The 13,518-nt window shown below is 64.7% G+C and carries 11 protein-coding genes; 7 read left to right on the plus strand and 4 right to left on the minus strand.

Annotation, left to right across the window (positions count from 1 at the left end):
* Positions 1 to 73: 73 nt before the first annotated feature.
* Both CSV86_RS07390 and CSV86_RS07395 read right to left on the minus strand, forming a co-directional pair.
* Positions 74 to 1,228 (minus strand): ABC transporter ATP-binding protein, encoded by a 1,155-nt coding sequence (locus CSV86_RS07390; RefSeq protein WP_009407336.1) that lies wholly within the window; start codon positions 1,226 to 1,228, stop codon positions 74 to 76.
* Positions 1,225 to 2,595 (minus strand): aminotransferase, encoded by a 1,371-nt coding sequence (locus CSV86_RS07395; protein WP_009407335.1) that lies wholly within the window; start codon positions 2,593 to 2,595, stop codon positions 1,225 to 1,227. Before CSV86_RS07395 ends, CSV86_RS07390 begins: the two co-directional genes overlap by 4 nt.
* 324 nt (positions 2,596 to 2,919) lie before the next feature.
* On the opposite strand from CSV86_RS07395, the gene CSV86_RS07400 reads away from it, so the two are divergent.
* The 6 genes from CSV86_RS07400 to CSV86_RS07425 all read left to right on the plus strand — a co-directional run bounded on the left by CSV86_RS07400 (position 2,920) and on the right by CSV86_RS07425 (position 8,882).
* Complete coding sequence (locus CSV86_RS07400; protein WP_009407334.1) at positions 2,920 to 3,699, plus strand: IclR family transcriptional regulator; 780 nt, start codon at positions 2,920 to 2,922, stop codon at positions 3,697 to 3,699.
* Between the two features lie 180 nt (positions 3,700 to 3,879).
* Positions 3,880 to 4,398 (plus strand): sigma-70 family RNA polymerase sigma factor, encoded by a 519-nt coding sequence (locus tag CSV86_RS07405; RefSeq protein ID WP_009407333.1) that lies wholly within the window; start codon positions 3,880 to 3,882, stop codon positions 4,396 to 4,398.
* A complete protein-coding gene (locus tag CSV86_RS07410) occupies positions 4,395 to 5,294 on the plus strand; it encodes a DUF4880 domain-containing protein (protein ID WP_009407332.1) in 900 nt (299 codons plus the stop codon). Before CSV86_RS07405 ends, CSV86_RS07410 begins: the two co-directional genes overlap by 4 nt.
* A 76-nt stretch (positions 5,295 to 5,370) precedes the next feature.
* Positions 5,371 to 7,728 (plus strand): TonB-dependent siderophore receptor, encoded by a 2,358-nt coding sequence (locus tag CSV86_RS07415; protein WP_009407331.1) that lies wholly within the window; start codon positions 5,371 to 5,373, stop codon positions 7,726 to 7,728.
* 14 nt (positions 7,729 to 7,742) lie between these two features.
* Positions 7,743 to 8,576: an alpha/beta hydrolase gene (locus CSV86_RS07420; protein WP_009407330.1), complete on the plus strand. Its 834-nt coding sequence runs from the start codon at positions 7,743 to 7,745 to the stop codon at positions 8,574 to 8,576.
* Positions 8,577 to 8,690: 114 nt separating this feature from the next.
* A complete protein-coding gene (locus CSV86_RS07425; RefSeq protein ID WP_009407329.1) occupies positions 8,691 to 8,882 on the plus strand; it encodes a hypothetical protein in 192 nt (63 codons plus the stop codon).
* Positions 8,883 to 9,006: 124 nt separating this feature from the next.
* On the opposite strand, the gene CSV86_RS07430 is transcribed toward CSV86_RS07425, so the two are convergent.
* Together CSV86_RS07430 and CSV86_RS07435 are read right to left on the minus strand one after the other, a co-directional pair.
* Positions 9,007 to 10,335 (minus strand): alginate export family protein, encoded by a 1,329-nt coding sequence (locus CSV86_RS07430; protein WP_009407327.1) that lies wholly within the window; start codon positions 10,333 to 10,335, stop codon positions 9,007 to 9,009.
* 168 nt (positions 10,336 to 10,503) lie between these two features.
* Positions 10,504 to 11,085, minus strand: coding sequence for a TetR/AcrR family transcriptional regulator (locus CSV86_RS07435; protein WP_009407325.1), 582 nt, complete (start codon positions 11,083 to 11,085; stop codon positions 10,504 to 10,506).
* A 419-nt stretch (positions 11,086 to 11,504) separates the two neighbouring features.
* Between CSV86_RS07435 and CSV86_RS07440 the strand changes: the two genes are divergently transcribed.
* Complete coding sequence (locus tag CSV86_RS07440) at positions 11,505 to 13,130, plus strand: methyl-accepting chemotaxis protein (protein WP_009407323.1); 1,626 nt, start codon at positions 11,505 to 11,507, stop codon at positions 13,128 to 13,130.
* Positions 13,131 to 13,518: the final 388 nt, after the last annotated feature.

Below are 13,518 nucleotides of genomic sequence, written 5' to 3' on the forward strand. Positions count from 1 at the left end.
GGTTTTGGACGGCAGTGACAGAGCGGTTCATCGAATCGGGTGGTGCTTGTTCTTGTGGTGTCTTGAGGCCGGTTCAGCGCAGGATCATCGCCAGTTGCGGCGGTACGCCGAGGATCACCGCTTCGCCCGGAAGCGGCGCCGGGCGGCCGAGGCTGCCCGGGTTATAGGTCATAGACAGTTCGCTGCCACCGGCCATGTGCAGGCGCAGGCGGCAATGGGCACCGTGGAAGATGCTGTCGATCACCCGGGCCGCCACGGCCGGCTCGTCGCCGCTGGCCAGGCGCAGGTTTTCCGGACGGATCGCCAGGGCCGCGCTGTCACCTGCGGCCAGCGTGGTATCGGCGCAGCGGGCGTGGTGCAGCGAGCCGTCCTCTTCCAGGCGCAGGGTGGCGAAACCGCCGGCGTTGCTGATCACCCGGCCTTCCAGCAGGTTGGTCTCACCGAGGAAGTTGGCGACGAAGCGGGTCGCCGGGCGGTTGTACAGGGTCTGCGGCGCGGCGATCTGGGCGATGCGTCCTTCGTTGAACACCGCGACCCGGTCGGACAGGGTCATCGCCTCGTCCTGGTCATGGGTGACGTAGATGAAGGTGATGCCCAGTTGCTTGTGGATCGCCTTGAGCTCCAGCTGCATATGCTCGCGCAAGGCCTTGTCCAGGGCACCAAGGGGTTCGTCCATCAGCAGCATGCGCGGGCGGTAGACCAGGGCGCGTGCCAGGGCGACACGTTGCTGCTGGCCGCCGGACAATTGCCCCGGCTGGCGATCCTCGAAGCCTTCCAGGCGCGCCAGGGCCAGGGCCTCGCGCACCCGCTCGCGGGTTTCGGCGGCGGGTACCTTGCGCAGGTTGAGCGGGAAGGCCACGTTCTGCGCCACGCTCATATGCGGGAACAACGCGTAGCTCTGGAACACCACGCCCATATCGCGTCGGTACGCCGGCAGGCGGCTGATATCGGCGCCGTCCATGAGGATGCGCCCGCGGTCCGGGGCATCGAAGCCGGCGAGCATCATCAGGGTGGTGGTCTTGCCCGAGCCGCTGGGCCCGAGCAAGGACAGGAACTCGCCCTGGCGGATATCCAGGTGCAGGTTATCGACCACCCAGGAGCGTTCGTCGTAGGTCTTGCAGACCTCCTCGAAACGCACCAGCAGCGGGGCGTCGGCCAGTGGATCGGAGGCGTCGGACTCGATGTTCATGGCGGCCTTGGGCAAGGGGCGGAGGTCCTGGGCGATCATGGCCGGATACCTGCCAGCACGTCGTCCAGGGCCTGGGTCAGTGCGTTGAGGATAGTCGCGATCTGTTGTGCATCTATGATCAGTGGCGGCGCCATCACCAGGGTGTCGCCGAGGGCGCGCAGGAGGATGCCGTTGCGTTGCAGGGCGTTGCTGACCTGCTGGGCGATCTTCAACTCGGCGGGGAAGGGCATGCGACTGTCCTTGTCGGCGACGAATTCCAGGGCTGCCATCAGGCCGATGCCGCGGGCCTCTCCCACCAGTGGATGGTCGGCCAGGGCGCGTATGCCGGCCTGGAAGGCCGGGGCCACGTCGCGTACATGGGCGACGATATCCAGCTCGTCATAGATCTTCAGGGTTTCCAGGGCTACCGCGGCCGCCACCGGGTGGCCGCCGTAGGTGTAGCCGTGGCCGAGGCCGCCGAGGGCCTGGCTCTGGTCGGCAATCACCTGGTAGATGCGCTCGCTGACCAGCAGCGCCGAGATCGGCTGGAACGCCGCCGACAGGCCCTTGGCGCAGGTCAGCATGTCCGGCTCGATGCCCATGGCGTCGCAGCCCCAATAGTGGCCGGTACGACCGAAACCACAGATCACCTCGTCGGCGACCATCAGGATGTCGTACTTGCTCAGCACTGCCTGGACCTTGGCAAAGTAGCCGGCGGGCGGCAGGATCACCCCGCCGGTACCCATCACCGGCTCGGCGAAGAAGGCACCGATGGTGTCCGGGCCGGCGTCGAGGATGGTCTGTTCCAGTTCTTCGGCCAGGCGGGTGGCGAAGGCTTCCTCGCTCTCCCCCGGCAGGCCCTGGCGATAAAGATGCGGGCAGCGCACATGGATCACGTCGGCCAGCTGTTCGCCCCAGCCTTTGTGCATGTTCGGCAGGCCGGTCAGGCTGGCGGCGGCGAGGGTGGTGCCGTGGTAGCTGCGCTGGCGGGCGATCAGGCGGGTCTTGCCCGGCTTGCCGATCGCGGTGTGGTAGTAGCGGACGAACTTGATCGCGGTATCCACGGCTTCCGAGCCGGAGCTCTGGAACACCGCCTTGGTCAGGCCGACGGGAGCATGCTCGATCAGCAGCGCAGCCAGGTCGGCGGCGGGGCCGTGGCTGCGGTGGGCGAAGGTCTGCTGGTAGGGCAGCTTGAGCAACTGCTGGTAGGCCGCCTCGACCAGGCGCGGCTGGCTGAAACCCAGGGTCGCGCACCACAGGCCGGACATCCCTTCGATATAGCGCTGGCCCTGTTCGTCGAACACATGGATTCCCTCGCCACGCTCCATCAGCAGCGGCCCGACTTCCTCGTGCAGGCGCAGGTTGGTCTGGGGGTGCAGATGGTAGGCGATGTCGCGCTGGGCCAGGGCCGAACCACGAGCTGTCATGACGTTATCCTCGATGCGATTTTCGTATGCGTATGCGGTACGTAGTTTCATTTTTATGATTGGTCTGGAGTTTCGTCAAATCATTTTTGTTTCTTTTGAAAGAATGGTTTTTCTCTGAAAGAACTGTTCAGTTCGGCGTGGCGCGAGGTGATCCGATATTTTCCGTTAAATCATGGGGTTGCGTGGTAATAGTCCCTTGAACTGGACCTGGACGGATCGGGGCGGGGCTTGTCAGCTTACATGAAACTGCGCGATAGTCCGGCCATCGCTGCGTTTCGCCTATGCGAACGCGGTATGTTTTTCTACCTATCAGGGATCTTCACGATGAAGGAAGAAACGACCTCGGGCGGCGTGCGCTCGGTGCAGCTCGCCCTGGATGTGCTGGAGCGGGTGGCGGGGGCCAGCGAGGAAATCGGCGTCAGCGAGTTGGCAGTGCAACTGGGCACGACCAAGGGCTCTGTATTTCGCCATCTGAAAACCCTGGTGGAACGCGGCTACCTCAGCCAGAACCCGCAGACCTCGCGTTACCGTCTCGGCGTCCAGTCCTATGTGCTGGGGCATGCGGCGGCGGACGGAATCGACCTGCTCAGCGCCTCGGCCGATGCCCTGCGGGATCTGCGTGATGAACTGGGCCTGTCGGTGGTGCTCTCGGTATTGCAGGGGCGGCGCCTGGTGGTGGTGGACACCCAATTGGGCAAGTCGGCGTTGGAAATCGGCGTGCGCACCGGCACCGAGCTGCAGCTGCACTGCAATGCCCAGGGCAAGGTGGCGCTGGCCTTTGCCCGGCAATTGGGGGTGGATCAGTTGGGGGCGGCGGATCTCCCGGCAGTGACGGTCAATACGGTGACCGATCGTCAGGAACTGAAGCGCCAGGTTGCGGAAGTCAGGGCCCAGGGCTGGGCGGCAGCGATCGAGGAAGAGACCTTGGGGATCTCGGCGATCGCCGCGCCGATCCTCGGGCTGAATGCCGAGTTCATCGGCGCGGTGGCGCTGGTGGCGACGGTGCAGAACATCACCCGGCAGGTGGACCCGGCGCAGGTGCACGCCCTGAAGAAGGCGGCGTTGCGGGCTTCGTGGAATCTTGGGTATCGGGATGGGCCTTGAGAGTTCCTGTGTGGCAGAGGGCCTCATCGCTGGCAGGCCAGCTCCCCCAGGTATCGCTGTGGGAGCTGGCTTGCCAGCGATAAGCCAGTAGTAACAACACAACTCTTCATATTGAAATAAGAATGATTCGCTATTAATGTGCCCCCGTATTTCAGCCGTTCTGGCTCCGGAGGGGGTGCCATGTCGCTACATGAAGCGGGTTCCATCGTGCCTTTCGAAGTGCTCTACGGCACCCACCACGGCTGGCTCAACGGTTGGCTGCGGCGTTCGGTCGGCTGTTCGCAGCAGGCCGCCGACCTGGCCCAGGATACGTTCGTGCGCCTGCTGGTGCGCAATCAGCCGGTGACCAACCGTTCGCCCCGGGCCCTGCTGGCGCGTATTGCCCGTGGCCTGGTGATCGATCACTGGCGTCGCGATGCCCTGGAGCGTGCCTACCTCGAAACCCTGTCCTATCTGCCGGAAGCCTGCCACCCCTCGCCGGAAGTCCGACATGAAACCCTGCAGTGCCTGGAGCGCATCGCGCAGATGCTCGAAGGCCTGAAGCCGGCGGTGCGCGAAGCCTTCCTGCTGTACCAGCTCGGCGGCCTGACCCACACCCGGATCGCCGAGCAACTGGGGGTGTCCAGCCGTACCGTGGAGCGGCATGTCGCCCATGCCCTGCTGCATTGCTACCGCCTGTGCTTCGAGACGCCATCATGAGTCGCCTGCCGGAAAACGTGGTGCGTGCCGCCATCGACTGGCAGATGCGCCTGCGCGGCAACCCCGAACTGCAGGCCCCGTTCAATGAATGGTTGCGCCGCGACCCCCGTCATCAACTGGCCTGGCAACGCCTGCAGCAGATGGCTGGGATGTTCCAGGCCAGCCAGTTGCCGCGGGCCGAGCAGAGTATCCCGTTGCTGCAGCGCGCCTCGGCCGACCTCAGCCGGCGACGCATGCTGAAGATGCTCGGGCTGGTCGCTGGAGGTACCGCGCTGGCGACAGTGAGCGCGCCACCGACCTGGCATCCCGGCTATATCACCGGCCTCGGCGAGCGCCGTCAGATCGACCTGGGCAACGGTACCCAGGTCACCCTCAACGGCGACAGCTCGGTGGACGTGCAGGGCGGTGAGTTGTTGCTGCGCTCCGGCGAGGTGCTGGTGGACGGTGCGCGCTGGCAGGCGCGCTGCCGTTTCGCCGAATGCAGCGGCCGCGAGGCCCGGGTGGCGCTGCGCGAGCGCGATGGCTACAGCGAGATCCGCGTCGATCGCGGCGAGGTGCTGGTGACCTCGCCGGTCGGCCAGCGCCGCTTGCAGGCGGGCGAGGGGCTGGGCGCGTCGGCGTCGGCGCTGACGGAACTGGGCAAGAGCCGCCTCGATCCGTTCGCCTGGAGCCGTGGGCTGCTGGTGGTCAACGATATGCCATTGGGTGACTTCCTCGCCGAGGCCGGGCGCTATCGACACGGCTGGCTGGGCTGCGACGAGCGAATTGCCGACCTGCGCCTGTCCGGCGTTTTCCGCCTGGATGAGCCAGCCTCGCTGCTGGACAACATCAGCCATCTGCTGCCAGTGAAAGTGGTGGAGCGCACCCGCTGGTGGGTGCGGGTAGTGCCGGCATAGCGCCGGGCAGAATTTTTTGTCGGACTTCATGGACTCGTCCGGTTATGGGCTATCACTTCCCTTATTGGACCCCTGAATGCGCCGCCCAAGCCCTCCATCGATTCCCTCGCAGCCCCGTTTCCTGTCCCGCGCCGTGTGCCTGGCGCTGGCCCTGGGCAGCGCTGTCGCCAGCTTGCCGGCCCGGGCCGAATACCCGGTCGCCCCGGCCGTGGCTGCCGGCCCGCTGGCCCAGGCCCTGAGCAGTTTCGCCGAGCGCTCCGGGATCACCCTGTCGTTCGCCCCTGATGACGTGCGTGGCCTGAGCACTTCCGGCCTCGGCGGTGGCGGCTCATTGGAGGAGGGCCTGAACCGGCTGCTCGCGGGCAGCGGCCTGGTCGCGCGCAAGACCGCCTCCGGTTATGTGGTACTGCGCGATAGCGAAGCTGGTCTGCAGTTGGCGCCAACCAGCATCGAAAGCACCTCGGTGCAGAGCGCCTTCGCCCCGGTGCCGGGTTATTTCGCCAGCAATGCCAGCAGTGCGACCAAGAGCGACCGGCCCATCCTGGAGACCGCGCAGAGCATCAGCGTGGTCACCGCCGAGCAGATCAACGACCGCAAGGTCAACAAGGTCGAGGATGCCGTAGCCTACAGTGCCGGGGTGCGGGTCGGCAGTTCGGGCCTGGACCCGCGCTTCGACAATATCCAGGTGCGCGGCTTCGAGACCACCATCGCTGCCGACTTCCTCGACGGCCTGCGCCAGCCCGGCAGCGGCTGGCTGTCGCTGTATTCCACCGAAGCCTACGCGCTGGAGCGCATCGAAATACTCAAGGGCCCGGCCTCGGTGCTCTACGGCCAGATCAGCCCCGGCGGCATGGTCAACCGGGTCAGCAAGCGCCCGAGCCTGCTGGCCAGGAATGAAGTGCAGGTACAAGCCGGCAGCTATGACCACCGGCAAGGCCAGTTCGATATCGGCGGTCAGCTGGACGAGGCGGGTGACGTGTTGTTCCGCAGCGTTGGCCTGTACCGCGATTCCGGCTATTCGGTCGAGCAGATGGACAACGACTCGCGTCTGCTGGCGCCGTCCCTGAGCTGGCAGATCGACCCGGACACCAGCCTGACCCTGCTGGCGCAATACCAGGAGCGGCAGACCGCCGCTTCGCCGATGATGCTCCAGGAAGGCGACCACCTGACCCATTTCTGGCAGGGCGACGAATACTTCGACAAGCTGCACCAGCGCCAGTGGACCTTCGGCTACGAGTTCGAGCACGCCTTCAATGAAACCTTCAGCCTTCAGCAGAACCTGCGCTACGGCCAGGTCAGCACCACCAACCAGTACCTGCAGCCGACCTCGATCACCGCCGGGCATATCCTCGACCGCTATGCGGTGGGCGTGTACGAGGACATGAACTCGCTGTCCACCGACACACGCCTGGTCAGCCGCTTCTCCACCGGCAACCTGCACCACACCCTGGTCAGCGGCGTCGACTATGCCTGGCTGGACACCTCGTTGCTCTACGCCATGGGCCCGGCACCCACCATCGATCGCTGGAACCCGGATTACCACCAGCCGGTCGCCAAGCCGACTTCGCCGCTGGCCGACCAGGATGGCCTGGAACACCGCATGGGCGCCTATGTGCAGGACCAGATCGAGCTCGACCAGTGGCGCCTGTCCGCCGGCCTGCGCCGCGACTGGGTGCATGTGCGGCGCGACGACAACCTGACCGACATCAACAGCACCACCAGCGATTCGGCCACCACCGGTCAGCTCGGGGTGCTCTATCTGTTCGACAACGGCGTGGCACCCTATGCCAGCTTCGCCACCTCGTTCCTGCCGGTCAGCGGCGTGAACGCCAGCGGCCAGCCGTACAAGCCTACCGAGGGCAAGCAGTATGAAGTCGGGGTGAAATACCAGCCGCCAGGCAGCAGCACCCTGCTCACCGCCTCGCTGTACCACCTGACCCAGAGCAACGTACAGACCCGCGACCTGGTCAACCCGCTGAACAACCTGCAGACCGGCGAGCAGGTGTCCCGCGGGCTCGAGCTGGAAGCGGTATCGGACGTCAACGACAGCCTGCGCCTGACTGCCAGCTATGCCTTCAACGACGCGGAGGTGACCAAGGGCAACAACGGCGACCAGGGCAAGGTGCCGAAGAACGTACCGCGCCACCTGGCTTCGCTGTGGCTGGACTACAGGCTGCCGTTCGGCTTCGGCATTTCCGGCGGCGCGCGCTACACCGGCAGCACCTACGGCGATGCGGCCAACCGGGTGAAGAACCAGGGCTATACCCTGGTCGACGCCGGCGTGCACTACGACTTCGGTGGCGGTCTCGACGGCGTGCGGGTGGGCGTCAATGCTCGCAACCTGTTCGACGAGCGCTTTATCAATTGCCAGGACGGCTACTGCTATCGCGGTGAAGCGCGCAGCGTGGTCACCAGCCTCAGCTATCGCTGGTAACGAGGGGAAAACACATGCTGCGTAACTGGATGATGAGCCTTGCGGTGCTGCTGTTCAGTGGTCTGGCCCGGGCTGAACCGGTGACCCTGGATGGCACCGAACAATGGACGATGCACAGTGCCGAAGGCCGCGAATACCGCATCATGGTCAGCCTGCCCGAGGGTGATGTGCCCTGGACCGGCGGCTACCCAGTGATCTACCTGCTCGACGGCAATGCCTACTTCCCGGCCTTCCATGCCGCCAAGCGGGCCCAGGACCGGCTGCGCGGGGCGGTGCTGGTGGGGATCGGCTATCCGAGCGACACACCGCTGGATTTCGTGCGCCGCGCCTATGACCTGTCGCCGCCGGCCCCGGCCGAGCGCAACAAGCCGCCACAGGGCGGGCAGGATGTGTTCCTCGACTTCATCGAGAAGCGCCTGATGCCCAGGGTCAACGAGCGCTTCAAGGTCGACCAGGACCAGCGCAGCCTGGTCGGCCACTCGTTCGGCGGAATGTTCGCCATCTATACGCTGTTCACCCGGCCCGGGCTGTTCCAGCACTACGTGGCGATCAGCCCGAGCCTGTGGTGGCAGGATCGTTTCCTGCTGGCCCATGAACGGGCCTTCACCGCCAACGCCCATGCCGGCAAGCTGGACCTGATCCACCGCAGCCTGAGCCTGAGCGTCGGCGACCGGGAAATGCCCCAGGAGATCCAGGATGTGCGCTCGCTGCAACTGCGCCTGGAGAACCTCTCGCAGTACGGACTGCGCAGCGACCTGCAGATCGAGGCAGGAGAGGATCACGCGGCGATTCCATTCCGCGTGCCGAACCGGGTGCTGGACGAGTTGATGAGTACGCGACGTTACTGAACCTTTCACGATTGTCATCCGCGTCTCACCTTGGCGTTAGCTGCACCTGCATAGACTGGGCGGCAACAGGACCCCTTTCCCTGGGCGTCCGAAAACGTTCGAGGTGTGATGCGGATGCTCAAGGTAATGGCGGTGGCGGGTCTGGTGTCGGCGCTGGCCGGGACGGCACAGGCGGCTGATGGCATGCAGCGGATCCAGGATTTCCAGGCCAGGTTCCAGGCCGAGCAGGACCGGCTGTGGGGTGACCGGGACAAGGAGCAGCAGGTGGTGAAGCAGGACAAGGCTGACAAGAAGGCGGATGGTTGAGGTGTTCTTTCGGGCCTCATCGCTGGCAAGCCAGCTCCCACAGGTACAGCACCGCTCTCAAGAGCAGTGGTGATCCTGTGGGAGCTGGCTTGCCAGCGATGAGGCCCTCAAGACCAATGGAGAGCTAGAACGGTACCGCCACGGTCAACTGGCTATACACATTGGTCCCGTTCCCGCCCACCTGATTCCCTCCGTTCGTCTCATCCTTCTTCGGCTGGTAGAGGCCGATCAGCGGGCTGACGATCAGGTGCTCGTTGACCGCCCATTCGACATAGAAATCCAGCTCGCGGGCATCGAGGTTGAGGGTGTCGCGGGTCCTCAGGGTATTGAAGTCGAAATACAGCGCGCCGACGGTGAGATTTTCCAGCGGCGTGGCCTTCAGGCCGACATGGTGGATGCCGGTGTTGCTGTTGAACGGGCCGGAGTAGTTGGCCGCCACTTCACCCTGGAACCAGGTGCCATAGCCGGTGCTCAGGCCGGTGAACAGCGAATCCCAGCCCTGGGAATAACGGGTGTAGCGGTAGGTAACCTTGGGCGACCAGGCGACATCGGCGAAGGTGTAGCCTGCTTCCGCGTACCAGGCCTTTTCCGGGCCTGCGTCCTTGTCCTGCCAGGCGTATTCGAAGGCGAAGCTGGCATTCTCGATGCCGCCGTTGCCTTCGCCGCGCAGGCTGTAGACGTCCATGTTCTCGCGTTCTTTCTGGAACTCGCTGGCCCATTGGTCGACCACGTCGAGGCCATGTACCCAGGTCAGGCCCAGAGTGCCGGCCTCGGCGGTGTAGTCCAGGGTGCCCGCAGCCAGTTCGGTTTCGGCCTGGGCGCGGTTGTCGGACTTCAGCCACACTACGCTGCCGTGCAGCCCGTCCTGGCCGCCGAGTTTCAGCACCGCGGTGCGGTCGAAGGCGTGACGGGCCGCCAGGTAGTAGGCGCCGCCACGGTTCAGCGCACCGTCGGCCGGGCCCTTGCCAAGGTTGGGGCCGTCGTCGTTGATCAGGAAGCCGCTGCCGAGCTTGACCACCTGGCGTCCTGCGGAGAAGTCCACGCCGTCCTTGCCCAGGACCGGGAACAGATCGCCCGAGCGCCAGCCAAGGAAAGCATCCTCGATCTTGGTGGTGCGTTCGGAGCCGTCGGTATTGCCTGCCGCGTCGCCATCACCCCAGGTCGCCGAGCTGACCAGGTTAAAAGTGCCGTACAGCGTGCCGTTGCCACCCAGGCCCTGGTCGCCGCTGACCCCGTACTTGATGAAGCCTTCGCGCCAGGTCGAACCGCCCGGGGTGCCATCGTAGTTCTTGCGACTATTGAACATGCCGAACACGGCGAGCATGTCGGCGTTCAGGTGGGTATCGTCGTCGGCGTACAGCTCGTAGGCCAGGGCCGGCTGGGCCGCGGCAAGGGTGACAAGGCTCAGGCCGACGGCCCGGGCCAGTGGTAACAGGTGGTGTTGCTTGTTCATGAGTGCTCCCCGGTTCTTGTTGGCAGATCGGGGGCTATTAGGGCGCCGTGCGGCGGGGCAAGTCTTGTTCGTGGCTGCCAGTGCTTTTGACCGCAATGGCCAGTTCCTGGGCGGGTACGGTGGTGCGTTCAGGCTCGCACAGGCTGTACTTGTGTGCCTGCGTCGTACTCAAGCCGGCACGGCCGCACCCTGCGGCAACAACAATTCCACCATCCGCTGGCTGCGCTCCAGCCTCTGCTGCTGGGTGTCATGCCCGTGCAGCAGCGACAGGCTGATCTGGTACGCATAGATCAGGTACGCCCGGTCCTGGGCTTCGTCTGCCGGCGCCCCGGCCTGGATCAGCAAGCCCTCGATGTAGTTCAGGCGGTGACTGTCCACCTCGTCGATCGCCTGGCGCGCCTGCTTGTCGCGCCGCGCCCAGGCGCGGATACCCAGTTCGATCGCTGCCGCTTCCTTGGCCGTCTGCCCGTGGGACGGCAGCTCCAGCAAGCGTTGCAACCGCTTCAATGGCGACACATTGGCATTGCGCAGATTGAGGATCACCTCCTCGGTCGCCCGCGTCCGCCAGTTGCCGAGGATGCATTCGAGCAGTTCGCCGCGGCTCTTGAAATGGTAGTAGAAACTACCGCGGGTGATCTTCAGTTCCTTGGCCAGGGTATCGACCCGGACCGCATCGACGCCGCTGCTGACCAGTACGTGCTGCGCGGCATGAATCCAGTCTTCGCGAGTGAGATTGGTGCGTGATGACATCGTGTGGGGCCTTGTTGATCGAGCTGGACAGGCGCAGGGGGGCAAGCGCGGAGCGAATTCCCCCGGTTGATGAAGTACATGGCTTTAGGCGAGTCTTCATCATTTTGCACGTTTCCACTTAGTGTGAGTTGACACACGTCAAAAGCGTTCTTCGCAGGAAGATGCAGGTCTGTATGTCAAGAGAATAACCCCTGCTATAAGGTTCCGCCCCGGGGTTCCAGAGCGCTGTCCCGTAATGATGAGCGCCTGGAGAACGATGCAAGGCAGTTTGCCATCATCTGGCCGCTTCCGTAGAATACCTACCCCATAAATCAGGCCTGCGACCTGACCAGAAAAAGCCTTTGTGTGCACCACGCCCTCATTGCCGGCGCTATCGCGTCGTGCCTGTGGGCTCCAAGGCTTTATTCGAGGAACGGTCAATGCGGGTCAGAAATCTCTCCATAGGTGCCAGGGCCGGGTTCGCTTTCGCAATCCTGGCGGTGCTTGTCTTGCTGCTGGGTGCGGTCGCCATTTTCGAAGCGGAGAAAATGGATTCCTCGACCAAGAAGATCACCGGCTACTGGCAGCCCGGCAGCCATGCCCTGGCCGAAGTCGGCCTGGCATTGGGCCGCACGCGGGCCCTGACCCTGCGGTCGATCCTGCAGCGCGACCCACAGGAGCGCCAGCGCACCCTGGAGCTGATCGGCGAGCGCCAGGCAGAGATCAGCGGCAACCTCGAGTTCTATCAGCAAAGCATCGACAGCCCGCGCAACCGCGAGTTGTTCGAGGCATTCAAGACTTCATATGACCAGTACTCCGTGCTGCAGCGCCAGCTCCTCGATGCCGTGCGCGGCGACCGCACCGAAGAGGCTATCGACGTGCTCAACGGCCCTATCGTGGCCCACGCCGACGCCATGATGAACGACCTCGGCGAGCTGATCCGCTACAACTACGACGGCCTGCTGGAGTCGGGGCGGATCAGTGGCGAGGCCTATGACCGTGCCATCGTGATCATGGCCGCGACCCTGGTGGTGATCCTCCTGGCGATGATCGCCATCGCTGCGGTGCTGACCCGCAGCATTGTCCTGCCGCTGCATGAGGCAGTGGTGGTGGCCGACCGCGTCTCCCACGGCGACCTGACCCAGGAAATCAACGTCTACGGCAAGGACGAACCGGCACTGTTGCTGGAGTCGATGCGCACCATGCAGGAACGGCTGCGTACCACCTTGCGTCAGATCGCCGAGTCCTCCGATCGCCTCGCCTCGGCGTCGGAAGAGCTGCATGCAGTAACCGACGACACCAGTCGCGGCCTGCTGCAACAGAGTGCCGAGATCGAGCAGGCGGCCACGGCGGTCAACGAAATGACCGCTGCCGTCGAGGAAGTCGCGAGCAATGCGGTGACCACCTCCGACGCCTCGCGTCGCGCCGACGACACCACCCAGCACGGCCGGGCGCAGGTCGACCAGGCGCTGGCCTCGATCCAGAGCCTGGTCAGCGACGTTGGCGACACCGCCCAGGAAGTCGAGGACCTGGCCAACCACGTCAACGATATCAGCCGGGTGCTCGATGTGATCGGCTCCATTGCCGACCAGACCAACCTGCTCGCCCTCAATGCCGCCATCGAAGCGGCCAGGGCCGGGGAGGCCGGGCGTGGTTTCGCCGTGGTGGCCGACGAAGTGCGCGCCCTGGCGCACCGCACCCAGCAGTCCACCGAAGAGATCGAGCAAATGATCGGCGGTGTACAGGCCGGCACCCACCGGGCGGTCAGCACCATGCACAGCAGCCAGAGCCAGGCCAGCCAGACCCTGGTGGTGGCGCAGGCGGCGGACGAGGCGCTGAAGGTCATCGCCGAAGCCATCGCCGCGATCAACGAGCGCAACCTGGTGATCGCTAGTGCCTCGGAAGAACAGGCGTCGGTGGCGCGCGAGGTGGATCGCAACCTGGTCAATATCCGCGACCTGTCGATGCAGACCTCGGCCGGGGCCAACCAGACCAATGCGGCGAGCCAGGAGCTGTCGCGCCTGGCGGTGGAACTGAATGTGATGATTTCCAAATTCAAGGTGTGAGATTTCGCTGGAGCGACCTGGATCCTGGTGGGAGTTGGCGTTGCCAACGATTGGCCCGTCCAGACACCATCATTGCCTGTGCCGGCCTCATCGCCGGCAACGCCGGCTCCCACAGGTTCCGAGCCAGCCGCAGATCTTGCGTTCGACACTGACCTTGTGGGAGCTGGCTTGCCAGCGATTGGTCCGTCCAGCATTGCCTATGCCGGCCTCATTGCTGGAAATCCAGCTCCCACAGGTTCCGAGCCAGCCGCAGATTGTGCGTTCGACACCGACCTTGTGGGAGCTGGCTTGCCAGCGATTGGCCCGTCCAGACACCATCATTGCCTGTGCCGGCCTCATCGCCGGCAAGCCAGCTCCCACAGGTTCCGAGCCAGCCGCAGATTTTGCG

The organism is Pseudomonas bharatica CSV86, from assembly GCF_000319305.2.
Classification (GTDB): domain Bacteria; phylum Pseudomonadota; class Gammaproteobacteria; order Pseudomonadales; family Pseudomonadaceae; genus Aquipseudomonas; species Aquipseudomonas bharatica.

What these genes read in the sequence shown, in the direction of transcription:
- CSV86_RS07395 (WP_009407335.1), bottom strand. Translation starts at nt 2,595, where the DNA reads ATGACAGCTCGTGGTTCGGCCCTGGCCCAGCGCGACATCGCCTACCAT.
- CSV86_RS07420 (WP_009407330.1), top strand. Translation starts at nt 7,743, where the DNA reads ATGCTGCGTAACTGGATGATGAGCCTTGCGGTGCTGCTGTTCAGTGGT.
- CSV86_RS07435 (WP_009407325.1), bottom strand. Translation starts at nt 11,085, where the DNA reads ATGTCATCACGCACCAATCTCACTCGCGAAGACTGGATTCATGCCGCG.
- CSV86_RS07440 (WP_009407323.1), top strand. Translation starts at nt 11,505, where the DNA reads ATGCGGGTCAGAAATCTCTCCATAGGTGCCAGGGCCGGGTTCGCTTTC.
- CSV86_RS07425 (WP_009407329.1), top strand. Translation starts at nt 8,691, where the DNA reads ATGCTCAAGGTAATGGCGGTGGCGGGTCTGGTGTCGGCGCTGGCCGGG.
- CSV86_RS07405 (WP_009407333.1), top strand. Translation starts at nt 3,880, where the DNA reads ATGTCGCTACATGAAGCGGGTTCCATCGTGCCTTTCGAAGTGCTCTAC.
- CSV86_RS07390 (WP_009407336.1), bottom strand. Translation starts at nt 1,228, where the DNA reads ATGATCGCCCAGGACCTCCGCCCCTTGCCCAAGGCCGCCATGAACATC.
- CSV86_RS07430 (WP_009407327.1), bottom strand. Translation starts at nt 10,335, where the DNA reads ATGAACAAGCAACACCACCTGTTACCACTGGCCCGGGCCGTCGGCCTG.
- CSV86_RS07415 (WP_009407331.1), top strand. Translation starts at nt 5,371, where the DNA reads ATGCGCCGCCCAAGCCCTCCATCGATTCCCTCGCAGCCCCGTTTCCTG.
- CSV86_RS07400 (WP_009407334.1), top strand. Translation starts at nt 2,920, where the DNA reads ATGAAGGAAGAAACGACCTCGGGCGGCGTGCGCTCGGTGCAGCTCGCC.
- CSV86_RS07410 (WP_009407332.1), top strand. Translation starts at nt 4,395, where the DNA reads ATGAGTCGCCTGCCGGAAAACGTGGTGCGTGCCGCCATCGACTGGCAG.